Source organism: Nostoc sp., from assembly GCF_036917575.1.
Taxonomy (GTDB): domain Bacteria; phylum Cyanobacteriota; class Cyanobacteriia; order Cyanobacteriales; family Nostocaceae; genus Nostoc.
Genome location: NZ_JBALDC010000050.1, coordinates 400,753 through 417,154, shown reverse-complemented (window position 1 = coordinate 417,154; position 16,402 = coordinate 400,753). Strand labels below are relative to the sequence as shown.

At 41.0% G+C, this 16,402-nt stretch carries 14 protein-coding genes; 3 read left to right on the top strand and 11 right to left on the bottom strand.

The genetic code is table 11. The annotated features are described in order from the left end of the window. Nucleotides 1–18: 18 nt before the first annotated feature. Nucleotides 19–1,506 (top strand): hypothetical protein, encoded by a 1,488-nt coding sequence (locus V7K79_RS15195; RefSeq protein WP_335048827.1) that lies wholly within the window; start codon nt 19–21, stop codon nt 1,504–1,506. A gap of 183 nt (nt 1,507–1,689) precedes the next feature. Here V7K79_RS15195 and V7K79_RS15190 read toward each other — a convergent pair whose 3' ends face one another. Continuing rightward, nucleotides 1,690–4,563 (bottom strand): ATP-binding protein, encoded by a 2,874-nt coding sequence (locus tag V7K79_RS15190; protein ID WP_335048826.1) that lies wholly within the window; start codon nt 4,561–4,563, stop codon nt 1,690–1,692. 560 nt (nt 4,564–5,123) lie between these two features. Between V7K79_RS15190 and V7K79_RS15185 the strand changes: the two genes are divergently transcribed. Beyond that, the gene (locus V7K79_RS15185) at nt 5,124–6,317 is read left to right on the top strand and encodes an MFS transporter (protein ID WP_335048825.1); all 1,194 of its coding nucleotides are present in this window, start codon (nt 5,124–5,126) and stop codon (nt 6,315–6,317) included. A 12-nt stretch (nt 6,318–6,329) separates the two neighbouring features. On the opposite strand, the gene V7K79_RS15180 is transcribed toward V7K79_RS15185, so the two are convergent. The 9 genes from V7K79_RS15180 to V7K79_RS15145 all read right to left on the bottom strand — a co-directional run bounded on the left by V7K79_RS15180 (nt 6,330) and on the right by V7K79_RS15145 (nt 12,450). Continuing rightward, nucleotides 6,330–6,905, bottom strand: coding sequence for a TMEM175 family protein (locus V7K79_RS15180; RefSeq protein WP_335048824.1), 576 nt, complete (start codon nt 6,903–6,905; stop codon nt 6,330–6,332). Nucleotides 6,906–7,101: 196 nt separating this feature from the next. After that, nucleotides 7,102–7,263, bottom strand: coding sequence for a hypothetical protein (locus tag V7K79_RS15175; RefSeq protein WP_335048823.1), 162 nt, complete (start codon nt 7,261–7,263; stop codon nt 7,102–7,104). A gap of 202 nt (nt 7,264–7,465) precedes the next feature. Further along, nucleotides 7,466–8,854 carry a histidine--tRNA ligase gene (hisS, locus tag V7K79_RS15170; protein WP_335048822.1) on the bottom strand — a complete coding sequence of 463 codons (1,389 nt, stop codon included), beginning with the start codon at nt 8,852–8,854 and terminating at the stop codon, nt 7,466–7,468. Between the two features lie 71 nt (nt 8,855–8,925). Further along, a complete protein-coding gene (locus V7K79_RS30020) occupies nt 8,926–9,099 on the bottom strand; it encodes a type II toxin-antitoxin system RelN family antitoxin (protein WP_442938944.1) in 174 nt (57 codons plus the stop codon). Nucleotides 9,100–9,193: 94 nt separating this feature from the next. Further along, nucleotides 9,194–9,409: a hypothetical protein gene (locus V7K79_RS15165; protein WP_335048821.1), complete on the bottom strand. Its 216-nt coding sequence runs from the start codon at nt 9,407–9,409 to the stop codon at nt 9,194–9,196. Further along, nucleotides 9,406–9,627: a hypothetical protein gene (locus tag V7K79_RS15160; RefSeq protein ID WP_335048820.1), complete on the bottom strand. Its 222-nt coding sequence runs from the start codon at nt 9,625–9,627 to the stop codon at nt 9,406–9,408. The genes V7K79_RS15165 and V7K79_RS15160 overlap by 4 nt, the downstream gene beginning before the upstream one ends. 192 nt (nt 9,628–9,819) lie before the next feature. Then, entirely contained in the window at nt 9,820–9,987 is a 168-nt protein-coding gene (locus tag V7K79_RS15155; RefSeq protein WP_335048819.1) for a hypothetical protein, read from the bottom strand. Next, the gene (locus V7K79_RS15150) at nt 9,977–11,395 is read right to left on the bottom strand and encodes an aldehyde dehydrogenase family protein (protein WP_335048818.1); all 1,419 of its coding nucleotides are present in this window, start codon (nt 11,393–11,395) and stop codon (nt 9,977–9,979) included. The genes V7K79_RS15155 and V7K79_RS15150 overlap by 11 nt, the downstream gene beginning before the upstream one ends. 284 nt (nt 11,396–11,679) lie before the next feature. After that, nucleotides 11,680–12,450, bottom strand: a complete 771-nt coding sequence (locus V7K79_RS15145) for a red chlorophyll catabolite reductase (RefSeq protein ID WP_335048817.1) — start codon at nt 12,448–12,450, stop codon at nt 11,680–11,682. A gap of 287 nt (nt 12,451–12,737) precedes the next feature. Between V7K79_RS15145 and V7K79_RS15140 the strand changes: the two genes are divergently transcribed. Next, a complete protein-coding gene (locus tag V7K79_RS15140; protein ID WP_335048816.1) occupies nt 12,738–13,676 on the top strand; it encodes an NmrA family NAD(P)-binding protein in 939 nt (312 codons plus the stop codon). A gap of 200 nt (nt 13,677–13,876) precedes the next feature. Here V7K79_RS15140 and pbpC read toward each other — a convergent pair whose 3' ends face one another. Further along, nucleotides 13,877–16,168 (bottom strand): penicillin-binding protein 1C, encoded by a 2,292-nt coding sequence (gene pbpC, locus V7K79_RS15135; RefSeq protein ID WP_335048815.1) that lies wholly within the window; start codon nt 16,166–16,168, stop codon nt 13,877–13,879. Between the last annotated feature and the right edge of the window lie 234 nt (nt 16,169–16,402).

Genomic DNA, 16,402 nt, shown 5'->3' with positions numbered 1-16,402 from the left:
AAAAAGGAGACTTTACCCATGACTGGAGTATTACCTATCAAAGCTGAACTAGAAAATCGGCCTTCTGTAATGTCTACCCTTGAAGGGAATAATGTGGTGCAAGCTGTGCTTGACGATATTCACCAAACCCTTGGTAATACAGGGGGTGAAGTTTACTTCAGTGGTGTCGATGAGCGTCGTTTTATGGAGTCCGATCCAGACAACATTGTTTCCCGTTGGCGTCAACTAATAGCTCAAGGAATTGAAACACGAGTACTTACCCGATTTGGTGATGCTTTCACCCTTAAAGACTCCAAATCCCAACATCGTTGGATTCCAGAGCATTTCTTTAATCCCACCACTATTTGTGTCTACGGCGATAAGGTCGCCACAATTCTTTGGGGTTCTCCGGCTCAGGTATTATTAGTGCAAGATTTTGCCTTTGCTGACGCACAGCGCAAACAGTTTCTCTGTATGTGGGAACAAGCAGAAATTCCAACAACAGAAAGCAGCACAATAGAAGCAAAGCATCTCTTGGCTGAACGGACAATCAAACGATTTGGCGGTCGAGTCAGCTACATTAGTGGCAAAGATCAACAGCTTTTTCGAGATTTTCGCCTATTAGACAAAACACAGACTTACGGTAACAGCTTTTATTATGTCTGCCAAGCAGCTAATGGACTCGGGCCAGATCGCCTCGGACTGAAGTACTTTGATGGTCGGATGCTGGCTGGTATCGGTATTGGTAATCGCTTCTCACTCGGAGGTAACTGGCACTTCCATGTTGTTAACCCGATGGGAGAATTCGATCCACAGAGCTTACAGCGTCTATGTCGGCATTTATTAGAGCTAAGTGGCGTTCCTGTGTTCGTGAAAAAGTTAACCACAGAAGAACGCGATCGCCTTCTGGGCATTGGCTTTTCACCAATCGAGGACTATCCCTGGCACGCCCAGGCTATGGAAGAAGATGATACCTTTGCTGAACAAATCCTCGATGTCAATGCCGTTTTGGAAAAGCTAAAGGTACATCAACGCAGTGGTCTTAAGACCAACTATCGCTACTTCTGCTCTAAGTTTGGAGAGCAAACCACATCGGAGTTTCTGGGCGAAGAGAATGCTGCTGAAGCACATGATATCGTCAATAAGTTCTTTGATTATTTGGATATCAAGCAGTTGCACATTTCCCAGACCTCAGACTACGACAACATTATTCATTACCCGCCATTGGGCAACAACGGCAAAATGTACTTCTCACGGTTGATTCGGATTGGCGGTAAGGCTGCGGCTTTCTTTGCTATGGAGCCTGTAAGTGATGATACAGTGGGGCTTTATGCTAGTATCACCCTGCATCAAGAGTTTCCTAACCTTTCGGAGTACTTGATTGTGGAATGCTGTCGGCTCCTGCAAAAAGCAGGATATCGCTATTTAAATTTAGGTGGCTCGGAAACAAGTGGATTGTTTAGCTTCAAAGAGAAGTTCTCACCTGTAGAATACAAGAAGCTTCAATGGGTGGTTTATAAGGTTTAGGTTATTCCTGTTGTGCCCTGGCAAGAAAAAATAGTTATGATTTTTGGGAATTTGATTGCATGAGAATTTTAGACTTCAGATTGAAAATAAATTTCATTAATCAACAATGGAATAAAGTTATTTCAATCAATGATCTCAATTTTTCTTTATTGAAAGAAAAAGTTATTATCTTAACAAACTAGATTAAAGAGTACTAATGTTGCTTATTTTGGCAACATATACTGATTTAATTGGGATTTCAATGCAAAACTTTGCCCCTTGTCCTGGCTCAGAAATACACTCTATCTTGCCACCGTGTTTATCCACTATAATTTGGTAGCTAATAGATAATCCCAAACCCGTGCCTTTACCCACGGGTTTTGTGGTGAAGAAAGGATCGAATAGCTTCTGTTTTACACTTGCGCTGATTCCAGGGCCATTATCTTGAATAGAGATAGTTATCCAATCAGGATTTAATACTTTAGTACAAATGATAATCGTACTAGGGTAGTTTTTGATTTCTGCTACTGTTCTTTTATCGTTGTGCTTGTCTAAGGCATCAATAGCATTACTAAGAATGTTCATAAATACTTGGTTCAATTGTCCGGCATAACATTCTACTGTTGGTAATTCTCCATACTCTTTGTAAATCTCAATCGCAGGATGTTCTGATTTTGTCTTCAAACGATTATGCAAAATTAACAGTGTGCTATCTATTCCCTCATGAATGTTGACAGGTTTCATCTCCGCTTCGTCCAGTCGAGAGAAGTTACGTAAAGTAAGCACAATTTCGCAGATGCGCTCAGTACCGACTCTCATCGAAGAAAGGGTTTTGGGCATATCTTCTATCAGAAAATCAAGTTCAACTTCTGCGATCAAATTTTGAATATCTGGTACTGGATTTGGATAAACATCTTGATAAAGCTCGATTAAACTAATTAGATCCTGGGTGTAGTTATCAATATGAGTGAGGTTCCCGTGGATAAAATTAACGGGGTTATTGATTTCGTGTGCCACACCAGCAACAAGTTGACCGAGGCTAGACATTTTCTCAGTTTGAATTAACTGTCCTTGGGTGTGCTGTAAATCTTGTAAAGTTTTTTCCAGTTCAGCCGCTTGCTGGCGCAAAGTTGCTTCCGAATCGCGTAATGCTTCTTCTACTTGCTTGCGATCGCTAATATCCCGTAAAAAAACAATATATTCTTGGCACTGGTGATTGATTTTGTGTGAAATTGTTGTTTCAATAATTTGTTTATCTTGTGGGGATTTTTCTAATATTTGCTCACTTCTACTTTGCCAAAAAGCAGGGGTATCGCCTAATTGCGGAAAAAAATCATCAAGATGACGCCCCAGCAGTTGATTGACATTTATTCCAAATAATGCGTCAGCAGCCGAGTTAGCTTGAGTGATTGCGCCATTTTCATCCAGTACTAAAACTGTATCTAGGACAGTATCTAAGGCAGTAATGAAGCGACTTTCAGCCACTTCGCGGGCTTCGGCAATCGATGCAATTTGTGGTAAAGTAGTCCAGCAAGCGATCGCTACTGCCATAAATGAGATTACCATCAGCAGAATGAAAAAAAGATTTTTATCTGCACCACTAGGAAGTTTTTCAAACTGCTCCTTAATCACCCAGGTAATAGTAGCAGTACTAGAAATTAATGCTACTAAAATTCCTACCTGAAACCCGACAAAATCTTTAATCTGGGTACTGTATGACTGTCGGCGTTGTATCCACCATCTCACATCGAAAGGTGCAAAAGGAATTCGCCTGATAGCCGCATCAGCTACCAAAACTACCATAGGTAACAGTAGCCCAGCAGCTAAATTTTGCCATCTCCAGGCTAAACCACCAACTACTAAAGCTACTAGCTCCACAAAACAAAAGCCCAAGGATAACCAAGGCCATCGTATTCCAGGCTGTCCGCGGTTCAACCATAGCCCAAAGTGGAATGTGATAATACATAACAAATAGCTAATAGTGATAGTTATCACTAAATTATTAAGATCGCCCGAAATTAAATAAAACAAACTAAATATAAAAGCAAATATTAAACTAGGTTGTAATACCCCTTGACGAGAAACAACTGTAAAGACTGGAGACATATACCCGTCTAAAGCTAGTTGGTACAAAATACGAGGAGTATTAGCTACCCCGATAGCAGCACCAAGAAGGCAACTAGAGCAAATCAATAACGTCACAATTAGTGAAGCTGCTTGACCCCAAAAAGGTGAAGCTGCTACAAAAGTCTTGAACAAATCGCCTTCTAACTCTGGGTTACTACCTAAACGCATCAACACCCAAGAGCCACACACAGAAATGATCGCGATCAAATAACCAGCTACTGATAATAAACGTAAAGTTTGATGGGGTTTTTGACTATCCGCTACAAACGCCGCACCTGTTTCAACACTATAAACAGCGTAAACGGCGAAGAAAAACCACTTCGGCCATTCAACAGCCGAAAAACTAGGCAAACTGCCAGCAAACAAACCAGGACTTTGTGGCGAAAACGCTAACCAGCCTATGCCTTGAACAGAAAACAGAAGCACTAATCCTACTGCTGGAATAATAAAACACAAATGCACAATCGCCAAAGCGCGTGTACCACTAAACGCGATACTGAATAGAAGTAGTGTGAAGCCAATTTTCATCAGCATCTCTGGACAATGAATGCCCCAAGGTTCAAGCTGAACTTTGATTAATTCTGTAAGAATGACGCCGTTGATGGGAAATGAAACCCAACCAACAAAATATCCTAGTGCTGCGTAGCGTCCTAAAAACGGAAAATTTTTCAGCAGTCTGCTGGTGTAATTAGGTGTTCCTCCTGATACATCCGGCCATTGCCTGCCCAACGCTTGCACCTGAAAGCACAGCATTACACCTATAATCGTTGCTGGTATCCACACAAACAAGGCTTGCATTCCTAGCCCAGAAGTTATAAATGGTGCAGAGGTAAACCATGAAAGTAAGCCAGACAAACCAAAGCCAAAAGTTTCAATAGCAGTTAAGGAACGCGGAAGCTTCATGACTGATTTGTAATTTTTTTCCACACCCAAAACTGACTGGGTAGGCATAATTAGTTAAAAATGACACTACAAGCGTTTAAATAACATATTTTTATTTGTTGGAATAAGGGTGAGAATGCTGAAAACTTCAAGATTAGCTCATATTATGACTATTTTGATCGGTAATTATCCACAACCTTCTAAATGTTGCATTGCTTGTTTGATTACTTTTACTGAGATAGCTGTCTCTATTAGTTTGAATATTTCAGTACTTTGTATTTAGTAGGCCTGTAGGAGAATTCTTGGAGATAGACCACATTTTACAGATAACTCTGGAGCTTCTGACTTCTTTTTCTTAGAAGTTTCAAAAGTCAAGAGTCCAACAGACTGTATATTTGCTTTTGAGACCTAAGTTCTATACCTCACTGAGTTACAAACTATTGTATTTTTATTCTTGGAAAGAATACTTAGATTTACATGACTTTGAGCTTTATACTGTTTCTTTGTGAAACTGCAATATATTTTACCCCCTTTTTCAAGGAGAGCCAGCAGGGGGATTTTATAAAGTGCATCTTCAAACAGAATTGCTATTAACTTAATTGTCTTGCTTGATAAACATAGTAAATAACATGAATTCTCCAAAAGAACGTAACCATTTTCAAGACCAAAAACCTATTTATTTAGAGTTAAACTTTCAGATTATTTGTGCAGTTGTATTGATTGCTGTTATCGGAGTTTCTAGCGTGACTCCGGCTTTTCCGAAGTTAGCTAAAGACTTAAATATCAATCCGAAGAATTTGGGTTTACTGATTACAGCATTTACATTCCCATCTCTGATTTTAGGGCCAGTTATTGGTATTTTTGCCGATAGATGGGGCAGAAAGAGAATTATTGTTCCTTCACTATTTATATTTGGCATAGCTGGTACTGCTTGCGCCTTTGCCCGTGATTTTAATTTATTACTGTGGTTACGTTTGCTGCAAGGAATTGGTGTTGCTTCTTTGCTTTCTCTAAGTATCACCTTAATCGGCGATTTATACACAGGAGATAGACGAACTACGGCGATGGGTTACAATGCCAGTATTAGCAGCATTGGCACAGCAAGTTATCCAATAATTGGTGGCGCATTAGCAACAATGGGCTGGTATTACCCCTTTATGCTGCCCATATTAGCGATTCCTCTTGGGTTACTGGTGTTGTTTGCACTTAAGAATCCTGAACCAAAAGGCGATCGCAATCTCAAAGAGTATTTGAGTAATGCCGTAAAAGTTCTGAAAAATCGTCAGCTATTTGGACTTTTTATTGCCAGTGCTGCTAACTTTGTTTTCCTTTATGGCGCTTATGTCACATATTTACCACAGCTAATTAACGATACTTTCAAAGCGCCGCCCACCATTATTGGATTGCTACTTTCTAGTGTTTCTTTAGCAATTACCATTACAGCTTCCCAGTTAGGTAGATTAGCGAGAAGATTTACCGCCACAAATTTAATTAGTGCATCTTATGTTTTTTATGCTTTAGCGATGTTAATAGTTCCTTTTGTGTCAAATATCTGGTTATTATTAATTCCGTGTACAATTTTTGGGATTGGACTTGGTATTAATTTTCCTAGCATCCAAACACTTTTAGCAGATTTAGCACCAAGAGAATATTTGGCGACGATTATATCGGTAAATGGGACATTCTATGGATTAGGACAAACATTAGGGCCTTTATTGATGGGCTATGCCTTTGGTTTTGGCGGAATTAGTAGTGTGTTTTTCGCCGCAACTGGTTTTGCAGTTTTGATATTTTTTGTGTTTAGGTATTGCACTTGTAAGTGATTCGTAATTCGTTTAAGAAGTGAGAGTCTTCTCAATCCGACGGTCAGGGATGAGCCACATGACCGCAACTAAAGCGTATAATGCACAGGCAAACCATGAATTGACAAAGGCAAGTGGAATTGCCACAGCATAAAAAACCACCGATATCTTTTCTTTAAAGTTTCCAGTGACTGCGATCGCTAGAGGCGAATCCTTGCCGTGGTGAGAAACTAGGGTCTGAGTAAGAATGAAGTAAGCGATCGCAGTTAACAACAAAACCGTACCATAAAAGACAACTGGTATGGGGGCAAAGTGATTCTCGCCCATCCAGCCAGTGACAAAGGGAATTAGCGATAACCAAAACAGCAGATGTAGATTAGCCCAAAGGATACGGCCATTAACGTGTCGGACTGCTTGTAGTAGGTGATGGTGATTGTTCCAGTAGATGCCGATATAAATAAAACTCAACACATAGCTAAGAAATACCGGGATCAACGGACGTAGCGCCGCTAAATTAAATCCATGCGGCACTTTGATTTCCAGTACCATAATGGTGATGATGATGGCAATCACCCCATCGCTGAATGCTTCTAATCTCCCTTTTACCATGTACGCATTCCTTTTCTATTTACTTGAAAGTAAGTTGTGACACTCTGTACTTTATCGTACCAAGTAGTCGTCATTGATGAAGATTGGCTACGCCAACGCAAAATATTTAATTCTCACTCGCCAATTTCCGCCGTAATTCCCGAATAGCAGGGCTAGTATTACGCTCGTAGGTAATTTTTAAAGACTCTGTGACTACCTATAACACATTGATGTTGGGGAAATAACGGCTCTTGGTTTCAATAGTGTAGCGATCGCTTAGTTGTTCATTGAGTGCTTGATAATCTTGCCAACTTACGAGTAGGCGTACTACTGCGCCTGGGGGCAAATGAATTGTATCAGGTGTAACCACAGCAAACATACAACTGAACCTCCACCTCAACTGTAATGCTTTAAATATCAATTGCTGCGGCTGAAAAATACAGCAGCTATAACAATTAAACCTAAAAGTGCTAGAGGAACCCAGAGATTAGGGACATCCGACAAACTCATAAAGGACTTCCAAATAATTAGGGTACATGAGGCAGATGGCAATAGACAGTCGCTACTTTATAAATCAACTTTTAGGTAAGCCTTTTTTTAACTTCTTCAGCCAAATTTTCTAGTAATACTTCTACTTGCTCGCCTGTTTTCAAATCTTTAAGTGAAGATTTTTGCGCTGCTGCTTCTTCAGAACCAATAATTACACAGAATTGAATTCCTTGTTTGTCTGCTAATTGAAATTGTTTACCCAATGGACGTTTATCAAAGTTAGTTATTACATTAATTCCCGTCTGACGCAGATGTTGAGAAACTTTTAAATAAGTGGGCATTAAATCTTCTTGCATATTCACTACCATCACTTGGGCTGGTGTAGCAGCTAAGGTACTTAGAATTCCAGCTTTTAACAAGCGACTAATTAAACGAGTTAAGCCAATAGAAATGCCGACACCAGGCATTTTCTCACCCAAAAATACTCCGACTAATTCTTCATATCTACCACCAGAACAAATACTACCTAAAGCTTCATGTCCTAATAGAGTTGTTTCGTAAACTGTGCCGGTATAGTAATCAAGGCCACGGGCAATGGATAAATCAATACAGAAACGGTTTTCGGCAACTCCAAGATTACGCACTCCAGTAATTACCGTTTCTAATTCTGTAACTCCTAAGCTCAATTGTTCGGTTTCTGACAGATTTTGAGCAAGGTGCTTGAGCTTATCTAAGACTTCATCAACTGAACCGTCTATTTTGATAAACTCAATAATTTTTTGTGCCTGTTCGGCTGAAATTCCTTCTTTTTCCAAATCTTGTTTTACTTTACTTTCACCAATTTTTTCTAGAGTGTCAACAATACCAATACACGATTTTATTTGATTTTCGGCAATTCCCAATGATTTAAAGAAACCAGTAAGAACTTTTCGGTTATTAATGCGAATCAGAAAATCACCAATATGAATTGCTTCAAATATCTCCGTGATAATTGCAGGCATCTGAGCATCATAAAGCAAGCTAAGTTCACGACGAGCAACTACATCAATATCGCACTGACGGAACTGACGAAAACGCCCATCTTTCGCCCGTTCTCCCCGAAAAACTATATCGGTTTGATAACGAGCAAAAGGAAAGGTTAATTCATTCAAGTGACGGGCAATATACGCCGCTAAAGGAACTGTTTGATCGAACTTTAAAGCTCTTGCTTCTGAACCAGTTTCGCCTGATTTATCTCTCTCAGCTTGTCGATTTGGTGGCAAGATGGGATCAATTCCATAAATGATATTGTCCCCTTGATTACCTTTAGCTTGTAGCACTTCTAAACGTTCTACAGCAGGTGTTTCGATGGGCGTAAATCCATAGCTTTCAAAAACTCTACGGATGATATCTAACAAATATAATTCTAGACGCTTTTCGCTAGGCAGAAATTCTGGAAACCCGCTAGGGGTAGAAAAGTTTATTTTGTCACCTTTGGCCATGCGTGTACCTTACTAAGTTGAAATTTGAGATGAAAGCCTAACGACTGAAGTCATAGCTATACAAACGCCGATCAGTCATTTTCTAGTCCTTCCCAAAGTTGAGCCACCGGGATAGTTTGCCCAGTCATGGCTTCGTGCCAAGCTTGCCGGAAATCTGCTAAGACTTCTGCTTGAGATTGATCGTTTAGAATTTCTTCTTCTGGAATTAGAACAATAACTTCTACGCGGCTGTTTTTATCTGTGATTAGAGGATAATCTAATGTTAGCTGTCCTTGCTCATTAATCTTGCCATGACTTTAAATGCTTTCATTGCTACTCCAAGATGCTAAGTAGTAGTGGTTAGGTTAATGTCCAAGGCTTCAAGTTGCCGATCAATCCAAGCCGTTGCTGTCGCCTCATCGGTTTCGTTGGCGGAACCTCTGTGCAAGAGAATCTCTTTTTATACTCCTGTTTTAGCAATTTCTCTTCAATCACAGCTTTTATTTTTGCTAGCAAATTGCTATCCTGAATTTTTTCAAGAGCTTTTTCAAAGCTTTTCCTAAATTCGACTTTCACGCTTTCGGCTCCAAAAGTTGAAAGATGGATTCACGGCTAACTAGTTTGGTTGTTTCACCTTCAGCGATCGCTTGTTCCATTGCCACATCTTCAATAATTTCTGCCAGAAATTCAGAGACTTCTTTTCGATTGTCATGAATTAATCGTAGAGACTGGGGACTAGGGACTGGGGGCTGGGGACTGGGAAAAAGGAATAAAGGTGTACTGAGTTTTTTCACACAATCAAATATGAGTCCTATAGAATCTACGTAAAGGCTTAGTCAGTTATAGAGTGTAACGCTATTGTAGAAACTGACCAATAAATTTTCTTAATACTAGACAACAAATTGTTAAGAACAGACTTGTGTTCTGAACGAATGGACTTGTGTTCTGAACGAAAAGACTTGTGTTCTGAACTAAAACTATCAAAATTATTCCAGGTGCTTTGGTTCTCGTGGACGAAACTGTGGCAAAAGCGATCGCCTTTGGTAAAACAGATATTTTGAACAGGATGAGAATGCGATGCCTTCTCTACGAGACGCTTTGCGAACGGCGGGTAATGAGTTGCATAGTGATGATTGCCATTGGTCACTCCTCATTCCCAAACCACCAAGGGTCATTAGTCGCGTTAGTTTTAATCAAAATAGCTTTTTTTCGCATGAACCGTTTTAGCGCCGCCGCACCTATGCGCGATCCTCCCAAACCGGAGAATTTGAAGGGGTTTTTCTCTCCCTCATGCATGATGGCGGTGAGTCCAGCATCGTTGATACTAATAGCACCTACATCTATCTGGTAAGCAACTTCTAAAGCTTCTGTTTCTGAGGCAAATATAGCAGCACTTAATCCATAGATTGAGTCATTGGCTAAAGATACTGCTTCACCTACTGTGGAAAAAGGCATGACTGGCATAATCGGGCCAAAAGTCGTTTCGGTCATGACTTTCATGGAATGATTAACTTGGGTAAGCACTGTCGGACGACACCACCAACCCCCTCCAAAATCTTCTATTACACCGCCGCAGTGAATTACTGCTCCTTTTTCAACTGCATCTAGAAGATGATCGCTAATAATAGCTGCTTGTTTTTCGGCGATAATCGGGCCAATTTCTCCACTTTCGACTGTGGGATAGGCTAGCTTAAGGCGATGTGCTTTGGCTACTAGTTGATGGTAAAACTTTTCAAATATGGAGTCTGCAACGTAAATTCGCTCAATTGAGAAGTATGACTGTCCGGTGTTGACAACGGAAGCCCACAATATTGCTGAAGTTGCTAATTCTAAGTTGGCTGATTCTAAAACGATCGCAGGATCTTTTCCTGCTAATTCCAAAAAAGCTGGAATAAATTGTTTTGCAGCCGCCTGTGCAACTTTTATCCCTGTGGCTACACTGCCTGTAAAGCATACCAAATCTACATTTTCAATCAAAACAGATCCAGTTGCGCCTGCTCCTTCCACAAAAGTTAATACCTCGTGCAGTTTGGGAACCGTGTTGAGTGCTGTAATCAGTGGTGCTACGAAGCGAGGAGTAATTTCACTGGGTTTGACAATCACAGCACAACCTGCCAACAATGCCGGAATAGTATCAACAGTAGACAGTGATAGAGGAAAATTCCCCGGACTAATTACCCCAACCAATGGATAAGGAACGGATGTTTGTTGCAAGGCAATAAAGGGAATGGCTGTATTTTTTGCAGATTCTTGCAGGACTTCCGGTGCTAACCGACACCAGCGATCGATACTGGAGAGGAAGGAATCTATTTCTAATACCGAGGTTGACAATCTTCCTGTATCATTTACCAAAGCTTCCGTGAGGCGATCGCGTCCAGATAATATCGCATTCTTCCACTGCTGTAAAGCTTCAATTCTCCCTTCTAAACCTAACTGCTGCCAGCGAACTTGTGCCCTGCGCGTCCGCTTACATTGTTGTACCAGCAGCCTTGGAGGCGGCGGAATAATTACGTAGTCAAATTTACCAGTTCGGGGATTGCGGACTTCTATTGGTTTTGTCATTGGTCATTTGTCATTTGTTATTACTTCCTAATCCCCAAATTTCCATTCCCAAATTCAAATCATCCCCAGGTTTATTAAGCACTCAATGGTGGTTTGCTGTGTTTACAGAAAGTATTTGCGGTCTACTTCTCTTTCCAGCATAGTATTAGGGGGGTAAAAGTGTAATTGGCGATCGCTTGTTTGATTAACTGCATTGCAGGTAACTTGCAATGGGAAAGCGCAGTCCGATTCTAAATTAGTGGACATGGAAAATTGAGAGTCATAACAAATGACCAATGACAAATTTAGAGAATGCGATCGCCACCCCAGAGCGATCGTACAAGTCTATCTGTCAATTCCGATCCAAACATCTGTGCGGCAAATTTATTACCTGGATCGCGTTCAGCACTAATACGCCGGAGTGCTAAATCACGAGCAGCTAAAGCCTCACGTGCATCTTCGGTTACAGGTTCGGCTGCATCTACCCAAGTTAACCAGCGATCAAGTGTTTCGCGTGCAAGTGTGCGAGTTAGTTCCAGGGTTTCAAGAGTAGGTGCACCTGTGTAGCAAAGACTAACAGGCGATTGAAATAGGCGAATATACACACTTTTGCTAGTAAATACCTCAAGCCGCGAATCTGACTGTAACTTTAAGAATGTTTGATTAACTGGCTCATAGTAGCGATCAAGATGTGCCAAATCGGTTAAAAGTTCAGTTCGGGCAATGTAATCTATATAAAAGAAAATATTTCCATTTGGAAGTGTGCCAAACTCAAAGGCCAAATGAGGAATCTGAATATGCGACTTTAACCAAGTGGTGAGGCGCATAGTGCTAAAGTTTGATTTTTCAGGGTTTCCTAGCCACGAATGCACTAGCCAGTCAATTTCTTTCCCAGAAAAAGCGGTGAGCGAACCCTTCATATTGCCATCAAGACTACTGTATTGCTGTAAATTTTCTACAGAAGGGTCTGGATGTAACTGAAAACGAGCTTCTAGTTTTTGGTAAAGTTCGTTTGTCAAACCCCACAACTGTTCAAATAAGGTTGTACTGCCTACATTAGGTTGCTGCTCAAGCACTGTTTGTATGTACCCTTTTGAGATAACGAATACAAACAAAGCATAATGTTAAAACAAAACACAAGCATCTAGCTTCTGTCAGAGTTTTTCTGAGGTTAACTTACCGAAAACTTGGGTCTAAAGCCTCAATTGAGTAGCGGGTCTGAATCCCTCACTCATTGATTTTGACCGGAAGCAGAGCGTCTTTGGCTTTGCTGCTGAATTCTGAATTCTTTTTCAATTATTGTTTGCTTCTCCTGTCTTTGGATAAACTTAATTTAAATAAAAAACTCCAGGTAGAAGAGAGAATGTCAAATTTCCGCGATCGCACAGAGTCAAACACCGATAAAATATTACTCATCGGAGTTACTGGCGGCACAGGTGGAAATGTCGTCAAGGGATTTCTCGAACAGGGAGTTACCAACCTGCGAGTCATTACGAGAGAAATTGATCTTAATCGTCCAACTCTTGCAAAGCTCAACGATGCCAAAGTTGAACTGATAAAAGCTAACCTCGACGATGAAGCCTCTCTCATCGCAGCATTTGCAGGAATTTCGGCTGTTTACTGCCATGCTACTTCTGCGGATTCTCCTAAAATTGACCCCTTAGAGGTGGAGAGGGCAAAGCGAGTTGCACAAGTTGCAAAACTTGCTGACATCAAACACTTTGTCTACAATTCCGCAGGTGGGGTAGACAGGAATTCAGGAATTCCCCGCATTGAGCAAAAGTACCAAGTAGAGAAAATTCTCAAAGCAGCTGGCTTACCGACTACTATGTTGAGAGCTTGCTTGTTTATGGAGGAGTTTTGGAAGAAGTACACGCGACCTTCCATCCTCAAAGGTAGTTTCCCATTTTCCATTCAGCCAGATAGACCCCTTCATCTAATTACAACCAAGGACATGGGGCGCGTTGCTGCCTACGTAATTAAACATCCCACTAAGTACATCGGTCAAGAAATTGAGTTAGCTGGCGATATGTTGACTCCTCTTCAGATGGCAGAAGCATTTTCCCAAGCGCAGGGGATGAAAGTTATTCATAAAGAGACACCCGCCTGGATTTTCTTACTCCTGCTGCAAAAGGAACTATTCGATTTGATTCAGTGGTATCGCAAACAAGGTTATCAAGCCGATGTCCAGTATTTACGAGAACAGGAATTTCCTGGACTTTTGACCACATTTAGGGAATTTCTGGCGGAAACCAACTGGGCAAACGCAGAACTCACCTACGAGAGTCTACGATTGGACTAGTACACTGTGGCGAAAGTTTGCCTTAAGAGTGAAGCTTGGAGTTCACAAAAGGAAGTTTCAAACTTTTTTCTTGGATGTTGTAACTAAGTAGGTGAAAAAAACACAACTATGTTAAGAATCAATGAGGCTAAAACCCTTTTGCCTCCTGCCTCCTGCCTCCTGCCTCCTGCCTCATCCCAACTACAAATATTTACACGGTTCTACTTAGTATTAATAGAAAATCCTCGACGCGTAGGTTTAATATTAGCTAACTCCACCTGAAAACTTACTTTGTCGCTCATTTCCCCGCTTCTCGCTTCCAAAGTCCACTTACCAGGACGTAAATTCCAAAATAAAGAATTAGCTGAGTTTGTATCTAACTTCTCGCCATTTAACCACCACTCCACTGGTGCAGATTTATTTCCCGCTAGCTTAAATTCGAGTTTTTGCTTTGCTTCTTCACCAGGATAAAGTAAAAATAAATCGCCATGATGCGGAGATAAAATTCTCAAATTGGTAGAAGTAAAATTTGACTGCTGTTGTTTTGCCAACCATTCATCATACTCTGGTGGCAAATTGAATTGATTCTCACGTTCGTAATTACTTTTATCTTCAGGATAGAAATATTCCTGCACCACTGAGGTACAATCTGGTGTGGGTCGTAATCCAGAAATTGCACAGACAGGTAATTGCACTAAACCTTCTGGAGATGGAAAACCTGCTGGTTCTTGATGTTCGTGCAGATGTAACATAATTCGATTCCATAAGGGTGCTGCGCCTGTCACACCTGAAACCTGTCGCATCGGTTCGCCAGTGAAATTGCCTACCCAAGTAGCGACGGTGTAATCTGTAGTGAAGCCAACTGTCCAAGTATCCCGAAAATTGGAAGAAGTGCCAGTTTTAACAGCAACAGGAAAGGGTAAATTTAACACCGAGTTTACACCAAATGCTGTTGCACGAGCATAACTGTCACTGAGTATATTGGTGATTAATTGCCATATTGTCAGATTTTGAATTTGAGGTTTGGGATTTGGGATTGGGGAATCGGAAAATGTGCTTACTAAAGGGGTAGCATTTCCTTGTCGTGCTATGGTTAAGTATGCACGGGCTAATTCCCAGAGGCTGACTTCGCCACTACCTAGAGTCAAACCCAAACCATAATATTCTGGAGTTTGATTGAGGTGTTCAAATCCCAGTTGATGCAGTCGTTCTAAAAAAGTTTCTACACCTACTTTTTCTAACACGCGCACTGCGGGTACATTTAAAGAATTTGCTAAAGCGATTCGCACCCGTACAGGGCCAAGAAACCTTTCGGTGTAATCTATAGGGCTGTAAAGTTTTGCGCCGGGAATTGCATAATGAGCGGGTACATCTGCCAAAATGGTATTTGGACGAATGACACTTTTTTCTAAAGCTAGTTCATAAACGAAAGGCTTAAGGGTAGAACCTGGTTGACGTAGTGCTTGCACTCCATCATTGCGTCCCAGTTTGGCTTGATTAAAGTAATCAGGTGAACCGACATAAGCTAAAACTTCACCAGTGTGGTTATCAATCACCAACGCAGCTGCATCATGGACATTATTAGCGGCTAAGGAAGAAATTACCTGCTGTACCTGTGCTTCGACAAACTGCTGCAAAGGGCGATTTATAGTCGTGAGAATAGGGGAATTTTGTTCTACTTGCGTCTTATCAAACTGATTGGCTAACCAAAATAAAAAGTGTGGTGCAGCGATAATTCCCCCTTGGCGAGACTGAAGCACAACCTTTTCGGTGTGTGTTCGGGCTGCGATCGCTCCACTAATATACTTTTCCTGTACCATCCGATTAAGGACGTATTTTTGTCGCTGCTTCAGCCGTTCCCAATGCTCATAAGGATTAAAATATGTGGGATTATTGGGAATAGCAGCTAATAAACTAGCTTGGGCAAGATTCAATTCACTAGCTGGGATGGAAAAATAAGTCCGCGCGGCGGCTTCCACACCATATATATTGCCTCCCATTGGTAGGCGATTGATATATGCAGAGAGAATTTCATCTTTGTTCATCCCTGCTGCTAACCGCCAAGATAGCCAAATCTCACTCAGTTTACCAGAGAAGCTGCGGGGCACAGGATCTAACATCCGCGCCAACTGCATAGTAATTGTGGAAGCACCGGAAACAATTCTTTTGGCGTGGATGGCTTCTTTGCTAGCGCGGATAACAGCTTTCACATCCAACGCCCCATGATGGTAAAAGCTGCCATCTTCAGCGGCTAAAATAGCATGAGTAAAATGAGGCGAAACCTGATTGAGTGGTACTACTGATGTATGCTCTTGGTCACGGGTGAGCAATGTTCCTAATGGTAAACCATTGCGATCGCTAAATTGCATTGCCAAGTGATTTTGGGCAATATCTGCGGCACGAATGGGCGCAAAATAAGGGAGTAAGCGTACCACCAGACAGATTAGCAGCACAGCCAGGATAACTTTACTAGTGTGCTTAACTTGAGTTAGCGATCGTAAAATTAGTTTCATCAGGGAATCCCCTGTCCAAGAAAACCTACCTTAATCTTGACGCAGCGATTACATATACATCAGTAAATATTTCAAATCCTTAATAATTAATTTTTACTAACTCAGCAGATGTAAATTAGTGTTTGCAAAATTTAAATACTTGTTTATAGTTAAAAATTGTAGTCATTTTTGGAACAATAACACTAGATTAGTTATCTATGTAAATAAACATACGTTATGTTTAACTTTAAGTAT

Excerpts from the sequence above, each read along its gene's own strand:
- V7K79_RS15195 (WP_335048827.1), top strand. The coding sequence starts at position 19 with ATGACTGGAGTATTACCTATCAAAGCTGAACTAGAAAATCGGCCTTCT.
- V7K79_RS15190 (WP_335048826.1), bottom strand. The coding sequence starts at position 4,563 with ATGCCTACCCAGTCAGTTTTGGGTGTGGAAAAAAATTACAAATCAGTC.
- V7K79_RS15185 (WP_335048825.1), top strand. The coding sequence starts at position 5,124 with ATGAATTCTCCAAAAGAACGTAACCATTTTCAAGACCAAAAACCTATT.
- V7K79_RS15180 (WP_335048824.1), bottom strand. The coding sequence starts at position 6,905 with ATGGTAAAAGGGAGATTAGAAGCATTCAGCGATGGGGTGATTGCCATC.
- V7K79_RS15175 (WP_335048823.1), bottom strand. The coding sequence starts at position 7,263 with ATGTTTGCTGTGGTTACACCTGATACAATTCATTTGCCCCCAGGCGCA.
- hisS (WP_335048822.1), bottom strand. The coding sequence starts at position 8,854 with ATGGCCAAAGGTGACAAAATAAACTTTTCTACCCCTAGCGGGTTTCCA.
- V7K79_RS15155 (WP_335048819.1), bottom strand. The coding sequence starts at position 9,987 with ATGAGGAGTGACCAATGGCAATCATCACTATGCAACTCATTACCCGCC.
- V7K79_RS15150 (WP_335048818.1), bottom strand. The coding sequence starts at position 11,395 with ATGACAAAACCAATAGAAGTCCGCAATCCCCGAACTGGTAAATTTGAC.
- V7K79_RS15140 (WP_335048816.1), top strand. The coding sequence starts at position 12,738 with ATGTCAAATTTCCGCGATCGCACAGAGTCAAACACCGATAAAATATTA.
- pbpC (WP_335048815.1), bottom strand. The coding sequence starts at position 16,168 with ATGAAACTAATTTTACGATCGCTAACTCAAGTTAAGCACACTAGTAAA.